The sequence below is a fragment of the Amycolatopsis sp. CFH S0740 genome (assembly GCF_004522315.1).
Lineage (GTDB): Bacteria > Actinomycetota > Actinomycetes > Mycobacteriales > Pseudonocardiaceae > Amycolatopsis > Amycolatopsis nivea.
Genome location: NZ_SDLS01000005.1, coordinates 113,520 through 133,907 on the forward strand (window position 1 = coordinate 113,520; position 20,388 = coordinate 133,907).

A 20,388-nucleotide genomic window follows, 5' to 3' on the forward strand; every position below is an offset into this window, starting at 1 on the left:
GGTGGGTATGCCCTGTTCACCGCTCGTAACGTACGGCGTCAGGTGGGTGCATTGGGCGATCACGGAAAACCCCGCCGAAGCCGTTCCCGGGGACCTCCCGGCAGCCGTGCCCTGGCGAACCGGCCCGCACCGCGCCGACGACCACGCGACTCAGGAGAAGGTCTGAATGAACAAGTCCGACGACAAGCTGGTTCACGCCCTCCGTGCGTCCCTGAAGGAGACCGAGCGTCTTCGCGCGCAGAACAAGAAGCTCAGCGGGGCCGGCCACGAGCCGATCGCGATCGTCGGCATGGCCTGCCGGTTTCCCGGCGGCGTGCGCACGCCGGAGGACCTGTGGCGGCTGCTGGCCGACGGCTCCGACGTCGTCGGCGAATTCCCCACCGATCGCGGCTGGGACACCGACCGCCTCTACGACCCGACCGGCGAGCGGCCCGGAGCCAGCCGCACCCGGCACGGCGGTTTCCTTTACGACGCACCTGAGTTCGATGCCGGGTTCTTCGGGTTCGGCGAGCGGGAAGCGCTCACGATGGACCCGCAGCAGCGCCTGCTGCTGGAGACCACCTGGGAGTCGTTCGAGCGCGCCGGGATCCAGCCCGCGTCGGTCAAGGGCAGCCCGGTCGGGGTGTTCACCGGCGTGATGTACCACAACTACCCGGGCCACTACGGTTCCTCTGCGGTGGTGTCCGGACGGCTCGCCTACGCGTTCGGTCTCGAAGGGCCCACGGTGACCGTGGATACCGCGTGCTCGTCCTCGCTGGTGACTCTCCACATGGCGGTGCAGGCCCTGCGCCAGGGCGAGTGCTCGCTCGCGCTGTCCGGCGGGGTCACGGTGATGGCTTCCCCGCAGACGTTCGCCGAGTTCAGCGTCGACGACACGCTGTCGGTCGACGGCCGGTGCCGTTCGTTCTCTGAGTCCGCGGACGGCATCGGCTGGTCCGAGGGTGCCGGAATGCTGTTGCTGGAACGGCTTTCGGACGCGCGCCGCAACGGCCACCCGGTGCTCGCGGTCGTCCGCGGCAGCGCGGTCAACCAGAACGGCGCCTCGAACGGGATGATGTCGCCGCGCGGTCCGGCCCAGCAGCGGGTGATCCGCCAGGCGCTGGCCAACGCCCAGGTGTCCGGCGACCAGGTCGACCTCGTCGAGGCGCACGGCACGGCGACCCCGCTCGGCGATTCGGTGGAGGCGCAGGCACTGCTGGCCACCTACGGCAAGGAACGGCCGGACGGACGGCCGCTGCGGCTCGGCTCGATCAAGTCGAACCTCGGGCACACCCAGGCGGCGGCCGGGGTCGCTTCGCTGCTCAAGGTCGTGCTCGCGCTGCGCAACGACCTGCTGCCCAAGACGTTGCACGTGGACGAGCCGAACCACCGGGTGGACTGGGCCTCCGGCGGCGTCGAACTGCTCACCGAACCGGCGGCCTGGCCGCGCGCCGACCGGCCCCGCCTCGCCGCGGTGTCCGGCTTCGGCATGAGCGGCACCAACGCGCACATCATCCTGGAGGAGGCTCCCGAAGACACCGCGGTCGAGGAGCCGGAAACCCCTGCGGGCGGCGCGATCCCGTGGGTGCTGTCCGGCCGGAACCCGGAGTCGCTGCAGGCGCAGGCCGCGCGGCTGCTGGAGCACGTTCGCGGCAATCCGGGTCTCGACCCGCTCGACATCGGCTACTCGCTCGCCACCGGCCGTTCGGCGTTCCCGCACCGGGCCGTGGTCACCGGGACTGGCCGCGAGGAACTGCTTCGCGGCCTGACCGCTGTCGCCGAGGGTGAGACTTCCTCCGAGGTCGTGCACGGGGTGGCTCGCGGCGAGACGTCGACGGCGTTCCTGTTCTCCGGCACCGCGTCCGACGGTCTCGGCCAAGAGCTGAGCGCCGCGTTGCCCGCGTTCGCCACCGCGTACGAAGAAGCCCGCGCGACGCTGTCCGAGAACGGCACCGCGTTCGCTGTCGAGGTGGCGTTGTTCCGGCTGCTGGAGTCGTGGGGGATCACCCCGGACTTCGTTACTGGGAAAGGGATCGGCGAGCTGACCGCCGCGCACGTTTCCGGCGTGCTGTCGCTGGCGGACGCGGCCGCGCTGGTGGCAGCCGCCGACGCCGGACCCGATGCGGTCCGGAAGGCGGCCGAGCCGTTGACCTACGCGGAGCCGGAGATCCCCGTGCTGCCGGGCGGCGGCACGGAGCTGGCGACCGAGGAAGAGCTGCGCTCACCGGAATACTGGGTCCGGCGGCTCGGTGCGAAGGCCCGCTTCGCGGACGGGATCCGGCACCTCGAAGCCCAGGGCGTGAACCGGTTCGTCGAGTTCGGACCCGCGGGCGCGCGGGTAAGCCTGACCGGGAACGCCCTCGTCGTGTCCGCGCCGACTGGGGATCGGCCCGCGGAAGCCGTGACCGCGATGATCGGAGAGCTGCACGCCCACGGGGTCTCCCCGGATTGGCAGGCCTGCTTCGCCGGCCGCGGCGCACGCCTCGCCGAACTGCCCACGTACGCCTTCCAACGGCAGCGGTACTGGATGCAGTCGGCCAAGATCTACGGCGACCCGGTCTCTCTCGGCCTAGAACCGGTGGACCACCCGCTGCTGGGTGCGGCCACCGTGCTCGCGGACTCCGAGGGTGTCGTGCTGTCCGGGCGCGTCTCCGTCAGCACCCATCCCTGGCTGGCTGATCACGCCGTGGGCGGCTCGATCCTTTTCCCCGGCACGGGTTTCGTGGAACTCGCCATCCGCGCGGGGGACCGGGTGGACTGCTCCCGGCTGCGGGAGCTGACCCTGCAGGAGCCGCTGGCGCTGCCCGCGGAAGGCGGCGTCCGGATCCAGGTCAACGTCGCGGCCCCGGACGCGTCCGGCGCGCGCTCGTTCGTGATCAGCTCGCGCACCGACGACCTGACCGGCGAAGGAACATGGACCCGGCACGCCAGCGGGGTGCTGGCCGCCACGAACGGCGCGGCGTCCTTCGCACCGGCTTCCTGGCCGCCCGCCGAAGCCGAGCAGCTGGAACTCGCGGACCTGTATGAGGAAATGGCGGACCGCGGTCTGGACTACGGACCGGTGTTCCGCGGCTTGCGGGCCGCGTGGCGCGGTGCGGACGAGATCTTCGCCGAGGTGAGCCTGCCCGAACGGGCCAAGCGGGACGCGGCGGGCTTCGGACTGCACCCCGCCGTGCTCGACGCGGCCCTGCACGCGCTCGGCCTTGCCAGCGACGCAGAAGGCATCTCGTTCCCGTACACCTGGTCCGGCGTCGAGCTGTTCGCCTCCGGTGCCGCCGCGGTGCGGGTGCGGTTGCGGCGCACGGAGCCGGACACCGTGACACTGGAACTCGCCGACGTGGCAGGGAATCCGGTCGCCTCGGTCGAAGCACTGACGCTGCGGCAGATCTCCGAGGAACAGCTCGCCGCTGTCCGCGCCGCCGCGCCCCGCCGGGAGTCCAGCCGCGCACCGGAACCGGTCGCACGGCGCGCCGCCAGCGCCCCGGAAACCGCTACGCAGGCCAGCGCTGAAGCCGACCCGAACTCGTTGCGGGGCAAGCTGCTCGCGCTTCCCGCCACCGAACGGCTCAAGGCCGTGCGCGGGGTCGTCCTCGCCACCATCGCCGCGGTGCTCGACCAGGACTCGGCGGACCTCATCGACGTCGACCGCGCGTTCAACGACCTCGGCTTCACCTCGCTGCTGGCTGTCGAACTGCGCAACCAGCTCGGCGCGGCCACCGGGCTGTCCCTGCCGCCCACCCTCGTGTTCGACTTCCCGACCGCGGCGGAGCTGGCCGAGCACCTGTACCAGTCGCTGCTCGGCGAGCTGGACGGCAAGCAGGAGACGATCACGCTGACCGCCCTTGCCGGGGACGAGCCGATCGCGATCATCGGGATGGCCTGCCGGTACCCCGGCGAGGTCGCCTCCCCGGAGGAGCTGTGGCAGCTCGCGTCGTCGGGCGGGGACGGGATCTCCGCCTTCCCCGCCAACCGGTCCTGGGACATGGACTACTGGCTCGGCCTGGTCGAGGCGAGCGGACGGGTGCCGCAAGGCGGGTTCGTGCACGACATCACCGACTTCGACGCGGCCTTCTTCGGGATCGGCCCCCACGAGGCCCCGATGATCGAGCCGCAGCAGCGGATGCTGATGGAGACCTGCTGGGAGGCGCTGGAGCGGGCCGGGATCGACCCGGTTTCGCTCAAGGGCAGCGACACCGGCGTCTTCGCCGGGGTCATGAAGTCCGACTACGACCCCGGGCCCGCCGGCGACATGGAGACCAACGGCCTGTTCCGCAGCACCGGCGTCCTCGGCAGCGTGGTCTCCGGCCGCGTGTCCTACGCGCTCGGCCTGGAGGGGCCGTCGGTCTCGATCGACACGGCCTGCTCGTCGTCCCTGGTAGCGCTGCACTCCGCGAGCCAGGCGCTCAACCAGGGCGACTGCTCGCTCGCGCTGATCGGCGGCGTTTCGGCGCTCACCTCGCCGAGCCCGTTCGCCCACTTCGATTCCGGCGGCACCGCGGCCGACGGCCGGTCCAAGTCGTTCTCCGCGGACGCGGACGGCATCGGCTGGTCCGAAGGCGTCGGCGTCCTCGTGGTAGCGCGCCTTTCGGACGCCGTGCGCGACGGCCGCGAGATCCTCGCGGTGATCCGGTCGAGCGCGGTGGGCCAGGACGGTGCGTCCAACGGGCTGACCGCGCCCAGCGGATCCTCGCAGGAACGCGTGATCCGCAAGGCACTCGCGCTCGGCGGGCTGAAACCGTCCGATGTGGACATCGTCGAGGCGTCCGCGACCGGCTCCACCCTCGGCGACCCGATCGAGGCGCGCGCACTGCTGTCGGTCTACGGGCAGGACCGGCCCGGCGACAGTCCGCTGTGGCTGGGCTCGGTCAAGTCGAACATCGGCCACAGCCAAGCCGCTTCCGGGGTCGCCGGCGTCATCAAAATGGTGATGGCGCTGCGGAACGAGCAACTGCCGATGACCCGGTACGCGGACAACCCGACCACGCAGGTCGACTGGTCGGCGGGCCAGGTCCGGCTGCTGGCGGAAACCATCCCGTGGCCGGACGCCGGACGTCCGCGCCGCGCCGGGGTCTCCTCGTTCGGATACAGCGGGACCAACGCGCACGTGATCATCGAGCAGGCGCCCGCACAGGGGAAGGACGAGCCCGCGGCGCCCCAGTCGGATGGGCCGTTGCCGCTGCTGCTTTCCGCGCGCAGCAAGGAAGCCCTGCCGTTGCAGGCGGAGCGACTGCTGTCCCGGCTGACCGCTGACGAACCCGGTCTGGCGGACCTCGCGTACTCGCTGGCTACCTTCCGCGCCCCGGCCCCGCACCGCGCCGTCGTGGTCGGTGCGGACCGGCAGGAACTGCTCGCGGGGCTCGCTGCGCTGGCGAACGACGAATCCGCCGCCACGGTGCTGCGCGGCAGCGTCCGGGCGGGCGCGAAGACGGCGTTCCTGTTCGCGGGCCACGCCGCCGTCCGGCCCGGCAGCGGCAAGGACCTCTGCGCGGCCTTCCCCGCGTTCGCCCGGGAATTCACCGACGTGAGCGAGAAGTTCGGGGCGTACCTGGACCGGCCGCTGCTGGACGTCCTGTTCGCCGAGGAGGGCTCGGTGGACGCGCAACAGCTCGCGCGGACGTCGTTCACGCAGGCGGCGCTGTTCACCGTCCAGGTCGCCCTGTTCCGGCTGCTCGAATTCTGGGGGCAGCGGCCCGACTACGTGCTGGGCCGTTCCGGCGGCGAGGTGGCCGCCGCGCACGTCGCGGGCGTGCTGTCGCTGCCCGACGCGGTCAAACTGGTCGCCAGCCGCGCGCAGCTGCTCGAGGAAATGCCCGGCGGCGCGATGGTCGAGGTCGAAGCGAGCGAGGAGGAAATGCGTCCGCTGTTGACCGCCCGGCCGCAGGCCGCGCACTCGCCGCGGATGGACGAGGTCCTGGCGGAGCTGGCCGAGATCGCTGGCGAGCTGTCGTACGGCACCCCGCGCGTTCCGGTGGTCTCCACGGTCACCGGAGCGCTGGCCGGGGCCGAACTGTCCGAGCCCGCGCACTGGGTCGCCACGCTGCGGGAGCCGGTCCGCTTCCTCGACGCGATCCGCAGCCTCGAAGCGGCCGGGGTGAACCGGTTCGTGGACCTCGGTCCCGGCGGCGCGCTCGCGCACGACGTACGGCCGTGCCTGACCGGACCGGGCGATGAGGTCGCCGAACTGCCTGTGCTGCCTAGCGATCTTGCCGAGACCGCCGCGGTGCTGCGCGCGGCCGGACAGTTGCATGTGGACGGTCTCGCCCTCGACGGCACGCGCCTGTTCGCGGGCCAGCAGGTGCGGCGGGTGCCGGTGCCGCCGTACGCGTTCCACCGCAAGCGGTACTGGCCGGATGTCGACATGGAGGCGATCAGGTCGAGCGGCGACCTGGGCGTCACTGGGCTCGAGTCGACCGGCCACCCGCTCGTCGGCGCGGCGATGTGGCTGGCGGACTCGGACGGCATCGTGCTCAGCGGCCGGCTCTCCGCCGGCACCCACCCGTGGCTGGCCGAACACACCGTGGGCGGCGAGATCATGCTGCCGGGCGCGGCTTTCGTCGAGATCGCCGTCCGCGCCGGTGACGAGGCGGGCTGCTCGCGGGTCGAGGACCTGGTCGTGCACACGCCGCTCGTGCTGCCGGAGCGCGGGAAGATGCAGGTGCAGGCCGTGGTCGGCGCTCGGGACGAGGACGGCGCGCGGTCGCTGACGGTGTATTCGCGTCCGGACGACCCGATCGCCGGGTGGATCCGGCACGCGACCGGATCGCTGACCGGCGGGAAGGCCCGGCCGGAAGGGCTTGAGGAGTGGCCGCCCGTCGACGCCGAGCCGGTGCCGGTGCGATACGAGGCACCGGCAGGCGGAGGGCTCAGCCACGGCCCCGCGTTCCAGGGTCTGCGCGCGGGCTGGCGTCGGGCCGACGAGGTGTTCGCTGAGGTGAGCCTCGGCCAGGAGACGAGCCAGCAGGCCGGTCGGTTCGGTCTGCACCCGGCTGCGCTGGACGCCGCGATCCAGGCGTTCGGCCTGCTGCCCGGCGGCGAGCCGGGACTCGCGGTCGCGTGGGCGGGCGTCGAACTGCACGCCACCTCGGCGGCGAAGCTGCGCGTGCGGATGACCCCCGTCGGCGAGGGCGCGGTCGCGGTGACGCTGGCCGACCAGGCGGGCAAGCCGGTCGCCTCGATCGAGGCCGTGACGGTGCGTCCCGTCGCCGAGGTGCGGGAAACCGTTGCCGCACCGGTGGAAGCCGTCAAGGCCGGGCCGGTCCGGGTGCGCCGCGCGGCGAGCACCGGCGTCGCGGCCGACCCGGACGCGCTCCGCAAGCGGCTGGCCGGGCAAACCCAGGCACAGCGCGAGAAAATCCTCCTGGAGGTCGTGCTCGAGCACACCGCGGCCGTGCTCGGTTACACCGACTCCGCCGAGGTCGACCCGAACCGGCACTTCCTCGAATCGGGCTTCGATTCGGTGACCGCGGTGGGCCTGCGCAACGGCCTCAACGAGGCCACCGGGCTGAGCGTGTCCCCGACGGTCATCTTCGACCACCAGAACCCGATGGCGCTGACCGTCCACTTGCTGTCCGAATTGGACGGTGCGGGTGGCGCTTCGCCGGAGGACCCGGCTTCCGACGGACTCAAGCAGATGTTCACCGAAGCGGTCCGTTCCGGACAGACGGAGAACGGGATCGGCTTGCTGAGCGCGGCGGCCCGGCTGCGGAAGTCGTTCCGGTCGTCGGCCGACATCGACCAGCTCCCGGCACCGGTCCGGATGGCCGAAGGACCGAAGCAGCCACACCTGCTGTGCCTGTCCACCCCGGCGGCGATGGGTGGCGCGTACCAGTACGCGCGGTTCGCCGCGCACTTCCGCGGCGTGCGCACGCTGTCGGCGTTGCCGATGCCGGGATTCCTGGCGGGCGAGTTGCTGCCGGAGTCGGCCGAGGCCATCGTGGACGTGCTCACCGAGAGCGTCCGCAAGGCCGTGGGCGACGAGCCGTTCGCGTTGCTGGGCTACTCGTCGGCGGGGATCTTCGCGCACGCCATCGCGGGCAGGCTCGAGGAATCGGGCACCGGCCCGGCCGCGGTCGTCCTGCTGGACACCTACGCGGCCGGCGGCGAGGACATGCAGCGCAGCGACCAGGAGGAACGGGACGAGGCCACCCTCGGCCTGGTCTCGGGGCTGCTCGCGAACGAGGACCGGTACGGGCCGTACGACCGGACCAAGCTGACCGCGCTCGCCAAGTACCTGGAGGTGCTCCCCGAGGTCACCCTGCCCAAGATCGCGGCACCGAGCCTGCTGGTGCGCCCGGAGGACCGGTTCGACGCGGGCGAGGCCGTAACCGGGGATTCGGAGGCGTGGCGGACGGCATGGAGCCTGTCCGACGACACCGCAGTGGTCCCGGGTGACCACTTCAGCCTGGTCGAGAGCAGTTCGGCGACGACGGCGCAGGCCGTCGAGCAGTGGCTCGGCTCGCGGTAGCCGCGTAACTCAGGCGGCGGAGGTGCCCCGTTCGGCGGGGTGCCTCCGCCGTTTCCGCGCGCGAAAAGGCGCTGCACGCCGAGCGTCACCGGAGGCCGACCCGATCGTGCCCAGCTGCCGCCTTCCGCTCCGCAGCGCCCTTCGAGTAAACTGTGCAAGCCATACACTAATCAAGCTGAGAGGCTACGGGAATGGTCGTGGCGGCATCCAAGCCCGCGCCGGAACGCGTTCTGGCCGAAGGTCCGCTGTCGTGAACGCGACCCGCCGGTTCGGGGGCCGGGTCACCGAGCTGGACCGGAAACTGGCGGCCACCGAGATCGAGCACGCCCGCTCGCAAGGCGAGTACGACGTCGCCGAGGCGGCCCGGCGGCTGGCGCGCGTCCAAACCGCGACCACGCAAGCCGCGCTGCGGGTCGCGGTCGCGGGACAGTCCGGGGACGTCATCCCGCCCGCGCTCGAGGCGGCGCCGCGGGTCGCGATCGCACTGTGGCTGCTCGTCAGCGTCGTCCACATCGTGATCTGGCTGCTGGACGGCGTGCTCAACGGGGACTGGGACCCGTCGTGGCTGCTCTGGGTGCTGTTCGGCGGCGGCGTGCTCGCGGGCGGCGTGTGGGCCGCGCGCGAGTGGGATCGCCGCCTGCGCGCGGTGTCCGGGACGGGCGGATAAGGCCGGCCGTCGACGGCGAAGCACGACCGGGGTGTCCCTGATCGGCTGCGCAATAGGGGTACTGGGGCATCTCCGGCGCGGTTAATCTCGGATCAACCATTCGCGCCGGGCGTGCCCGGTTTCCTTTTCCTGGAGTGGATTCCATGCGTGTGCTCATGGCCGCCCCGTCTTCGCCCGCCCGGCTGCACAATCTCGCGCCACTCGCGTGGGCATTGCGGACGGCGGGCCATGACGTGAAAATCGCCGGACGCCCTTCGTTCACCGACGAGATCCTCCGCACCAGTTGCGTGGCCGTCGAGCTGGAAAACGGTGCCGAAGAGGCGCTCGCCGAGTCCGCGGCCTTGGCCGAGTTCGCCGAGTTGTGGCGCCCCCAGGTCGTGGTCTCCGACGCCCTCGCCCCGGCGGGAACGGCCGCCGCGCGAGCGGTCGGAGCTGTCGCCGTCCGCGTCCTCGGCGCACTGGACGAGCCGGACGCGGACGACACCGCAGACGTCACTTTGGACACTGTGCCGCCGTCGCTGCGGGCCGGTGACAGTGCCGTGCGAGCGGTGCGGCACGTGCCTTACTTCGGTCCAGTGGTAGTGCCGAACTGGTTGCGCCGCAAGGCACGACGCAGTCGCGTGCTGCTTTCCCTCACCGACGAAACGCTGTTCGGCCCGCTGTTCGACGCGGTCGCGGGAGCGGACTTCGAACTCGTGTGCTCGGCCCGCGTACCGGAGGGGGTCACGCTGCCGGCCAACGCTCGGCTGGTCGACTCCGTGCCGCCGGCCGCGCTGTTGCCGACGTGCGCCGCGGTCATCCACGACGGCGACGCGGCCCTCGCGCTCGCGGCGGCCGCGCACGGTCTGCCCCAGCTTTCCCTTGCCGAATCGCCGATTACCGCGCGCATCGCGGCGGCCGGAGCCGGGAATACCGGCTCCAGCGAAGCGGCCCGCACGCTGACGGCCGACGAGGAGCTCGGCCGCGCCGCGAAGGCGTTGCGGGAAGAAATCGCGGCACTGCCCGCCCCGCGCACCGTGGTGGACGAACTGATTCGCTGACCGCACCGCAGAAGTCCGTGAGGGCCGCCTTGAGGGAATGAGTTTCCCGCAGGGCGGCCCTCACGCATGTCCGCCGGTCGCCGACCCCGGACTCCGTCGGTTAGGGGTGGGACGGGGCACCACATCTGGATAGCGTTTTTCCCGGAATCACCTGGAAATCGCGGCAACTTCCCGAGGCGGTCGATTACGTGAGTGCCAATTTCTGCTTCGCCCGCGCCGGACTGGGGGCAATGACGTGAGCACGGAAAACGAGGGCAAGCTGCTCGGTTACCTCAAGCGCGCCACCGCGGAACTGCGCGAGGCGAAGCAGGCCCTGCGGGACGCGCGGGAGGCCGAGACCGAGCCGATCGCGATCGTCGGCATGGACTGCCGCTACCCCGGCGGCGTCAGTTCCCCGGAAGACCTGTGGGAGCTGGTGGCGACCGGCACCGACGCCATCGGCCCGTTCCCGGCCGACCGCGGCTGGGCGCTGGACGCGCTCTACGACCCTTCGGGCGAGCGGCCCGGCACCACGAACACCCGCGAGGCAGGCTTCCTCTACGACGCCGCCGAGTTCGACCCCGAGTTCTTCGGCATCTCGCCGCGCGAGGCACGGGCGATGGACGCCCAGCAGCGGCTGCTGCTGCAGACGTCCTGGACCGCGCTGGAGCGGGCCGGCATCGTGCCGGAGACGTTGCGCGGCAGCAACACCGGCGTGTTCGCCGGGGTGATGTACCACGACTACCTCGGCCACGAAGCCGCTGGCAGCGTCGTCTCCGGACGGGTCGCGTACGCGCTCGGGCTGGAGGGTCCGGCGGTGACGGTGGACACCGCGTGCTCGTCCTCGCTCGTCGCGCTGCACTGGGCCGCCCAGGCGCTGCGCCGCGGGGACTGCGCGCTGGCTCTCGTCGGCGGGGTCACGGTGATGGCCACGCCGGGGACGTTTGTGGACTTCGCCGAGCAGCGCGGCCTGTCGGACGACGGTCGCTGCAAGGCGTTCGCCGCGAGCGCCGACGGCACCGGCTGGGGCGAGGGTGTCGGCGTGCTCGTTGTCGAGCGGCTGTCCGACGCCCGCAGGCTCGGTCACGACGTGCTCGCCGTGGTGCGCGGCAGCGCGGTCAACTCGGACGGTGCCTCCAGCGGGCTCACCGTCCCCAACGGACCGGCGCAGCAGCGGGTCATCCAGCAGGCGCTCGAATCGGCCGGACTGTCCACTTCGGACGTCGACCTCGTCGAAGGACACGGCACCGGGACGAAGCTGGGCGACCCGATCGAGGCGCAGGCCCTGCTGGCGACCTACGGTCAGCGCTCCGAAGCGGCCGGAGAGCCGCTCTGGCTCGGCTCGCTCAAATCGAACATCGGGCACGCGCAGGCCGCTGCGGGCGTCGGCGGCGTGATCAAGGTCGTGCAGGCCATCCGCCACGGCGTGCTGCCGAAGACCCTGCATGTGGACGCGCCCTCGCCGCACGTCGACTGGTCGGCGGGCAAGGTCGAGCTGCTCACCGAGTCCCGTGCGTGGCCCGAGGTGTCCCGGCCGCGGCGTGGCGCGGTGTCGTCGTTCGGTATCAGCGGCACGAACGCCCACGTGATCGTTGAGCAGGCGGAGGCTGCCTCGGAGGAGCCGACGACCCCGCCCGCGCTGCCGGTCGTCGCGTGGCCGGTGTCGGCCGACTCGGCGGACACCCTGGCCGCGCAGGCACCGCGGCTCGCCGCTGCCGAAGGTTCGCTTCCCGACATCGGTTTTTCCCTCGCCACAACACGTTCCGCGCTGGACCACCGGGCCGTCGTCGTCGGTGCCGACCACGTGGAGCTGCTTGCCGGGCTGAACGCGCTCGCCGAGGGTGCCGACGCGCCCGGCGTAGTGCGCGATCGGCGGGGCAACGGCCGCATGGCGTTCCTGTTCACCGGTCAGGGCGCCCAGCGCGCCGGGATGGGCCTGGCGCTCGCCGAGCAGTACCCGGCCTTCGCCGAAGCGCTCGACGCCGTGGCCGCCGAACTGGACCAGTACCTTGGTCGTCCACTGAGGACGGTTCTCGAAGACGAGGAAGCACTGCAGCAGACCGGCTTTACGCAACCGGCGCTGTTCGCCGTCGAGGTCGCGTTGTTCCGGCTGCTGGAAACCTGGGGTGTGCGGCCGGACTTCCTCCTCGGGCACTCGATCGGTGAGCTGGCCGCGGCGCACGTCGCCGGAATCCTGTCGCTGCGCGACGCCTGCACGCTGGTCGCCGCGCGCGCGAAGCTCATGCAGGCCCTGCCCGCGGGCGGCGCGATGGTCGCGATTCAGGCCACCGAAGCCGAGGTGACGCCGTTGCTCACGGACGAGGTGAGCATCGCCGCGATCAACGGCCCGGACGCGCTCGTGGTTTCCGGTACCGAAGAAGGAACCGCCGCGGTCGCCGCTCAGTTCGAGGGTCGCAAGACCTCGAAGCTGCGCGTCTCGCACGCTTTCCACTCGCCGTTGATGGAGCCGATGCTCGCCGAGTTCGCTGCCGTCGCGAAGAAGCTTTCCTATGCCGCGCCTGCGATCCCGATCGTCTCGACGGTCTCGGCCGACGCCGACCTCACCACCCCGGAGTACTGGGTGGACCAGGTCCGCGCGGCCGTCCGGTTCCACGACGGCGTGCGCACGCTGGCCAGCGAAGGTGTCCGGACGTTTGTCGAGATTGGACCGTCCGCGGTGCTCACCGCCGCCGCGCGAACCGCACTGGACGACGACGCACTCGCCTTCGTTCCGGCGCAGCGCAAGGACCGCGCCGAAGCCCACACCGTCGTCACCGCGCTCGCGACCCTGCACGCCCGGGGGATTCCCGTGGACTGGGCCGCGTTCTACGCCGGTGCCCGCCGAGTCGCGCTGCCCACCTACTCGTTCCGCCGCACCCGCTACTGGGCACCCGCCACCACTGCTGCCGGGGACATCGCGGACCACGGCCAGGAGCCTGCCGGACACCCCGTGCTGAGCGCCGTCGTGCGAGTCCCGGACTCCGACATGCTCGTGCTGACCGGCCGGCTGTCGACCACCACCGCACCGTGGCTCGCCGACCACGTCGTCCTCGGCACGATCCTGTTGCCCGGCACGGCTTTCCTCGAACTGGCGCAGCGCGCCGCCGACGAAGCGGGCTGCGCCCGGATCGAGGAGCTGACGCTGCACGCCCCGCTGACCCTCGCCGAGGGCGCGGGCGCGGCGATCCAGGTTTCGGTGGACGCCGAGGACGACGGTCGCCGCCGGATCGCCGTCCACTCGCGACCCGACGGCCAGGACGCCTGGATCCGGCACGCCGAGGGGTTCGCCGGAACCGAGGCGGAGCCGCCCTCGTTCGACTTGGCCGAGTGGCCGCCGGCCGGTGCCGTCGAGGTCGAGCTGGCTGACCCGTACGAGCGGCTCGCGGAGCTGGGCTACGACTACGGCACTGCTTTCCAGGGCCTGCGGGCGATGTGGCGCGACGGCGACGACGTGTACGCCGACGTCGTCCTGCCCGACGCCGCCGACGCCGTCGGTTACGGTCTGCACCCGGCGCTGCTCGACGCCGCGATGCACGCCCAGCTGCTCGGCCCGGCACCCGAGGAAGGCGAAGCGAAACCGATGTTGCCGTTCGCTTTCAGCGGCACCACCCTGCATCGCGCGGGAGCTGCGGCGTTGCGGGTGCACGTCTCGCCGACCAGTCCGGACACCATCACGCTGCGGATCGCCGACGACGCTGGCTCGCCCGTGCTGTCCGTCGAATCCCTTGCCGCGCGGCCGATCTCGCTGGACAAGCTGGCTTCGAACCGGGACTCGCTGTTCCGGGTGGAGTGGGAACCCGCCGGGAACAACGGGAACGCCGCGGACGCGAAGGTGCTGGAAGTGTCCACTCCGGACGGTCCGCCGCCCGAAGCGGCCCGCACGGTCACGCGACAGGTGCTCACCGCCATCCGGGAACTGCTCGCCGAGGACGGCGAGACCCGCTTGGCCGTGGTCACGCGCGGCGCGGTGTCGGTCGACGGCGAGGACGTCGACCCGGTCCTCGCTCCGGTGTGGGGCCTGGTGCGGGCGGCCGAAGCCGAAAACCCGGGTCGGTTCGCGCTCGTCGACCTCGACGGGAACGGCACTGCTGAAGCCGCCTTGGCCACCGGGGAACCCGAGACGGCCGTCCGCGGCGGCAAGGTTCTCGTGCCGCGCCTGACCCCCGCGACTCCGCCAGCCGGGGAGCTGAACTGGAACCCGGACGGGACCGTCCTCATCACCGGCGGCACCGGCGGGCTCGGCGCGGTCGTCGCGAAGCACCTGGTGACGCGGCACGGCGTGCGCCGTCTGCTGCTCACCAGCCGCCGGGGCGCCGACGCGCCCGGCGCGGCCGAGTTGTGCGAAGAGCTCCGGCAGCTGGGCGGCGAGGTGACGATCGCGAGCTGCGACGTCACCGACGCGGCGTCCGTGCGGTCGCTGCTCGACGCGATCCCGGCCGAGGCGCCGCTGACCGCCGTCCTGCACGCCGCGGGCGTCCCCGCCGCCGGCCGGGTCGAGGCCCTCGCCGACGACGAGCTGGACCGCGTCTTCGCCCCCAAGGTCGACGGCGCGTGGAACCTGCACGAGCTGACCGGCGACCTGGCCGCGTTCGTCCTGTTCTCCTCGGCCGCGAGCACCGTCCTCGCCGCGGGTCAGGCCGGGTACGCCGCCGCCAACGCCTACCTGGACGAGCTGGCTCGCCACCGCCAGGCCCAAGGACTCGCGGCGACAGCGCTGGCCTGGGGTGCCTGGGCCGAGGACGGCGGCATGGCAGGCGAACTGGACGAGGCCGACTTCCGCAGGCTGCGCCGTCTCGGCACGCCGCCGATGGCCACCGAGGAAGCCCTCGCGCTGCTCGACGCGTGCCTCACCGCCGAGGACGCCGTGCTCGCGCCGGTGAAGCTCGACCTCGCGGCCCTGCGCGCCCGCAGCGACGCTCTTCCGCCGGTCCTGCGCGGGCTCGTGCGGCCCGCGCCGAGCCGCCGCCCGGCCGCCCGGTCCGGAGCCGCGGTCGCCGCCCGGCTGGGCACGCTGCCCGAAACCGAGCGCGAGGCCTATCTCCTGAACGTGGTGGCCGAGCAGGTCGCGGCGGTGCTGGGCTTCGCTTCGGCCGCGTCCGTCGAGCCCGAGCGGGCCTTCCAGGAAATGGGGTTCGACTCGCTCACCTCCGTCGAACTGCGCAACCAGCTCGGCGCGCTGACCGGCCTCAAGCTGACCGCGACCATCGTGTTCGACCATCCGACGCCCGCCGCGCTCGCCCGGCGCCTGCACGAGCTGCTCGGCCCGGCCCGCGGCGCCGCGGAGCCGCTGCTGACCGAGATCGACCGCCTGGAAACCCTCCTCGGCGGCGCGGCCGGAACGCTGAACGGCTCGACCGCGAAGGTCGCCGCGCGACTGGACGCCCTGGTGCGCAAGTGGACCGACGCGCACGCGGGAGCCGAAACCGAAGCCGGTCTGGACGAGGCCACCGACGACGAGCTGTTTGCCGTGCTGGACGACGAATTGGGCATCTCATGAACGGGCAGACCATGAGCAACGAGGACAAGCTCCGCGACTACCTGAAGCGTGCGACGGCCGATCTCAAACAGGCCCGCCGCCGGCTGCACGAGCTGGAGGCGCGCGACACCGAGCCGATCGCGATCATCGGCATGAGCTGCCGCTACCCCGGGGGCATCGCGACGCCGGACGACCTGTGGGACGTCGTCGACGAGGGCCGCGACGTGATCGGCGAGTTCCCGGCCGACCGCGGCTGGGACATCGAGGGCGTCTACGACCCGACGCCCGAGCGGCCCGGCAAGACCTACACGCGCCACGGCGGTTTCCTTTACGACGCGGCGAACTTCGACGCGGAGTTCTTCGGCATCAGCCCGCGCGACGCCCGTCGTGCCGACCCGCAGCAGCGGATCCTGCTCGAAGCGTCCTGGGAGGCCATCGAGCGCGCCGGGCTCGACCCGCACGCGCTGAAGGGCAGCCCCACCGGTGTCTTCGCCGGCGTGATGTACCACGACTACAGCGGCGGCAGCCCCGAAGGCAGCCTCGTGTCCGGTCAGGTTTCCTACACGCTCGGTCTCGAAGGACCGTCGGTGTCGGTGGACACCGCGTGCTCGTCTTCGCTGGTGGCACTGCACATGGCCGCCCAGGGACTGCGTCGCGGAGACTGCTCGCTCGCGCTGGTCAGCGGCGTCGCCGTGATGGGCACGCCGGAGATGTTCGTGGACTTCTCCAGCCGACGCGGTCTCGCCGCGGACGGCCGCAGCAAGTCGTTCTCCGACGACGCGAACGGAACGTCGTGGGCCGAGGGCGTCGGCGTGCTCGTGCTGGAACGCGTTTCGGAGGCGCGCCGCAACGGGCACCAGATCCTCGCACTGCTGCGCGGTTCCGCGGTGAACCAGGACGGCGCGAGCAACGGCTTCTCCGCTCCGAACGGCCCCTCGCAGGTCCGGGTGATCGAGGCGGCACTCGCCGACGCCGGACTCTCAGTGTCCGATGTGGACGCTGTCGAGGCACACGGCACCGGAACCGCGTTGGGCGACCCGATCGAAGCGCAGTCGCTGATGGAAACCTACGGGCAGCGCACGACGGGGGAGCCGCTGCTGCTCGGCTCGATCAAGTCGAACATGGGCCACCCGCAGGCCGCCGCCGGCGTCGCCGGGGTGATCAAGATGGTGCAGGCGCTGCGGCACGCCAAGCTGCCGAAGACGCTGCACGTCGGCACCCCTTCGACGCACGTCGACTGGACCGCGGGCGCGGTGGAACTGCTGACGGAGCCGCGCGAGTGGCCCGAGGTGAACCGGCCGCGCCGCGGGGCGGTGTCCTCGTTCGGCGTGAGCGGCACCAACGCGCACGTGATCCTGGAGCAGGCACCGAGCCAGGAGCGGGAAGAACCGCCCGCGCCGGTGGTCCACCCGCTCGTACTGTCGGCGAAGACCCCCGCCGCGCTCGCCGCGGCAGCGGGCCGGATCGCGTCCCATATGGACAGTCACGCCGACGGGCTCGCCGACATCGCGCACACCCTCGCCACCGGACGAGCCCGGCTCGACCACCGCGCGGTAGTTGTCGCGCAGGATTCCACACAGGCTGCGGAAGCGCTGCGGGCGTTGGCTTCCGGCGGATCGCGCCCAGACGTCGTCACCGGTACCGCCGACGCACGCGGCAAGACCGTGTTCGTGTTCCCCGGCCAAGGCTCGCAGTGGACCGGAATGGCGACCGCGTTGCTGGAGCAGTCGCCGGTGTTCGCCGAGCGGATGGCCGAGTGCGACGCGGAACTGCGGAAGTTCGCGGACTGGTCAGTGCTCGCAGTGCTGCGCGGCGAACCCGGCACCCCGCCCGCCGACCGCGTGGACGTGGTGCAGCCGATGCTGTGGGCGGTAATGGTCTCGCTGGCCGCGCTGTGGCGGGCGCACGGCGTGGAGCCGGACATGGTGATCGGCCACTCGCAGGGCGAAATCGCCGCCGCGAGCGTCTCGGGTGCACTGTCCCTTGAGGACGGTGCCCGGGTGGTCGCGTTGCGCAGCAAGGCGATCGGCGACGTCCTCGGCGGCCGGGGCGGCGGGATGCTCGCCGTCGGGCTGCCCGCCTCCGGCCTCGGCTCCCGGCTCGACGCCTGGGACGGCCGGATCTCGGTGGCCGCGGACAACGGCGCCACGTCGGCCGTGCTGTCCGGCGACGGCACCGCCCTTGACGAGCTGCGCGACCAGCTGGTCGAGGAGGGATTCCGCGCCAAGCGGGTGCCGGTGGACTACGCGTCGCACTCCGCGCACGTCGAGCACCTCGCCGACCGGCTGCTGGCCGACCTCGCCCCGATCACCCCCGGCGCGGGGACGGTCGCGATGACCTCCACGGTGACCGAGGAGCCGGTGACCGAGTCCACTATGGACGCCCGGTACTGGTTCACCAACCTGCGCACGACGGTCCGGTTCGCGCCGGTGGTCGCGAAGCTCGCCGAGGCGGGTTACACGCGGTTCATCGAGATCAGCCCGCATCCGGTACTGGCCATGAGCATCCAGGAGACCCTGGACGAAGGCGGCCACAACGGTTCCGTCACCGGGACCCTGCGCCGCGACGAAGGCGGCCTGACCCGGTTCGCGACCTCGCTCGCCGAGCACTCGGTCCGCGGCGGCGCGGCGGATTGGGCCTCGCTGGTTCCCGGTGCCCAGCTCGTGGAACTGCCGACGTATCCGTTCCAGCACAAGCGCTTCTGGCACGAAGAAGAGGCCGCGGCGACACCGGTGACCGGAGCGCAGGTCGCCGACCAGGACTTCTGGCAGGACATCGCCGCGGGCGATGTCGACGCGCTCGCCACCCGGCTCGGCGTCGAACCCGCCCCGCTGGCCGAGGTCGTCCCTGCATTGGCCGCCTGGCACGGCCGCCGCACCGATCTGTCCACAATAGAATCCTGGCGCTACCGAGTCTCCTGGGCACCGGTGAGCGTCGCGGGCGAACTGGCCGGAACCTGGCTGGTCGTCGTCCCCGCCGATGTTCCGGAAGCGGCCGAGCTGGCTGATGCACTCGCCGCGCAGGGCGACGTCGTCCGGGTGATCGCGACGGCGGACCGCGCCGAACTGGCCGGGCAGCTCACCGAGGCGACCGCGGTGCGGCCGTTTGACGGCGTGCTGTCGTTGCTCGCGCTCGACACCCGCGAACACGCGGAGCACCCCGCGCTCACCACTCCGGTCGCCGGCACCGTCGCGCTGCTGCAAGCCTTGCGCGACACCGGGGTTGACGCCCCGGCGTGGGTGGTCACCCGTGGTGCGGTCGCGGTGGACGCCTTCTCCGACGCCGACCCGGCCGCCGCGGCGGTGTGGGGACTCGGCACGGTCGTCGCGCTCGACCAGCCCGCCGCTTGGGGCGGCCTGGTCGACGTCGAGGGCCCCGCGGACGCCGCGCGGCTGGCCGCCGTGGTGTCCGGAACGGACAACGAGGACCAGGTCGCGATCCGGCCGTCCGGGGTGTTCGCCCGGCGCATGGTCCGCGCTCCGCTGCCCGCGACCGACGCGGAGTGGAAGCCGCGGGGAACGGTGCTGGTCACCGGCGGCACGGGCGCGGTCGGCGCGCACGTCGCCCGCTGGCTGGCCGGACGGGGCGCAGAGCACCTCGTGCTCACCAGCCGCCGCGGTCTCGACGCTGAAGGCGCGCGGGAGCTGGTCGAAGAGCTGGCTGGCACCCGCGTCACGGTCGCGGCCTGCGACGTCACCGACAAGCAGGCGCTCGCGGCGCTGCTGGCCGAGCACCCGCCGACGGCCGTGGTGCACGCCGCGGGTGTGCTGACCGACGAGCCGGCCCTTGCCGACGTCACGCCCGCGGAGTTCGCCGCCGCCACCCGCGCCAAGATCACCGGCGCGGCCCTGCTCGACGAACTGCTGGGCGACACCGAGCTGGACGCGTTCGTGCTGATGTCCTCCGGTGCCGCCGTGTGGGGCACCTCCGGCCAGCCTGCTTACGCCGCGGGCAACGCCTACCTCGACGCGCTCGCCCGCCGCCGTCGTGCCGCGGGACGCACCGCGACCGCGGTCGCGTGGGGCTCGTGGGGCGGCGGGGGCATGGTCGACGCCGAAGCGAGCGACCTGCTGCGCCGCATCGGCCTGGCCGAGATGGCCCCGGAACTCGCGGCCGAGGCACTGGGCCAGGCGCTGGACCGCGACGAGACCCACCTGGTGGTCGCCGACATCGACTGGGCCACGTTCGCCCCGGTGTACCAGCTCGCCCGGCCGCGGCCGCTGCTGCGCGCGCTGGCCGAGGTCGCCGAGGAGGAGACCGGCCCGGTCGAGGACACCGGCGACCTGAAGGGGAAGCTCGCGTCGCTGACGCCCGCCGAACAGCAGCGGACGCTGCTGGAGCTGGTCCGCGGCCAGGTCGCCGTGGTCGCCGGATACGACAACGGCTCGGCGGTCGAACCGGCCCGCGCGTTCAAGGAACTCGGGTTCGACTCGGTCACCGCGGTTGACCTGCGCAACCGGCTCGGGGCCGCCACCGGCCTCAAGCTCCCGGCCACCGTCGCGTTCGACCACGTCAACCCGCAGGCGCTCGCCGAGCATCTGTGGACCCAGCTGGGCGGCGGCGAAGCGGCGGTCCCGCTGGAGGCGGAACTGGACCGGCTCGAGGCGGTCGCGTCCGCTTTGGACGCCGCGGAGATCGACCGGTCCCGGATCGTCGTCCGTCTGCAGGCGATGGTGACCGCCCTGCACCAGACCCTGGCCGGCACCAAGGCCGCCGACGTCCTGCAAACCGCGACCACGGACGAGCTGTTCGCCCTCATCGACAACGAGCTCGGCGCCTGAGC

General features: G+C 72.4%; 4 protein-coding genes and 1 pseudogene. All 5 read left to right on the forward strand.

What is annotated here, in order from left to right; all coding sequences use genetic code 11:
• Nucleotides 1-166: 166 nt before the first annotated feature.
• The 5 genes and pseudogenes from EIZ45_RS11055 to EIZ45_RS11075 all read left to right on the forward strand — a co-directional run bounded on the left by EIZ45_RS11055 (nucleotide 167) and on the right by EIZ45_RS11075 (nucleotide 20,386).
• Nucleotides 167-8,443: a type I polyketide synthase gene (locus EIZ45_RS11055; protein WP_134667387.1), complete on the forward strand. Its 8,277-nt coding sequence runs from the start codon at nucleotides 167-169 to the stop codon at nucleotides 8,441-8,443.
• Nucleotides 8,444-8,693: 250 nt separating this feature from the next.
• Nucleotides 8,694-9,110: a DUF1707 domain-containing protein gene (locus EIZ45_RS11060; RefSeq protein WP_134667386.1), complete on the forward strand. Its 417-nt coding sequence runs from the start codon at nucleotides 8,694-8,696 to the stop codon at nucleotides 9,108-9,110.
• A gap of 143 nt (nucleotides 9,111-9,253) precedes the next feature.
• Entirely contained in the window at nucleotides 9,254-10,150 is an 897-nt protein-coding gene (locus EIZ45_RS11065) for a nucleotide disphospho-sugar-binding domain-containing protein (RefSeq protein ID WP_167756409.1), read from the forward strand.
• 241 nt (nucleotides 10,151-10,391) lie between these two features.
• Nucleotides 10,392-15,626, forward strand: a pseudogene (locus EIZ45_RS11070) (SDR family NAD(P)-dependent oxidoreductase); the annotation flags it as partial.
• A gap of 41 nt (nucleotides 15,627-15,667) precedes the next feature.
• Entirely contained in the window at nucleotides 15,668-20,386 is a 4,719-nt protein-coding gene (locus EIZ45_RS11075; RefSeq protein ID WP_370318136.1) for a type I polyketide synthase, read from the forward strand.
• Nucleotides 20,387-20,388 lie beyond the last annotated feature (2 nt).

Excerpts from the sequence above, each read along its gene's own strand:
- EIZ45_RS11055 (WP_134667387.1), top strand. The coding sequence starts at position 167 with ATGAACAAGTCCGACGACAAGCTGGTTCACGCCCTCCGTGCGTCCCTG.
- EIZ45_RS11065 (WP_167756409.1), top strand. The coding sequence starts at position 9,254 with ATGCGTGTGCTCATGGCCGCCCCGTCTTCGCCCGCCCGGCTGCACAAT.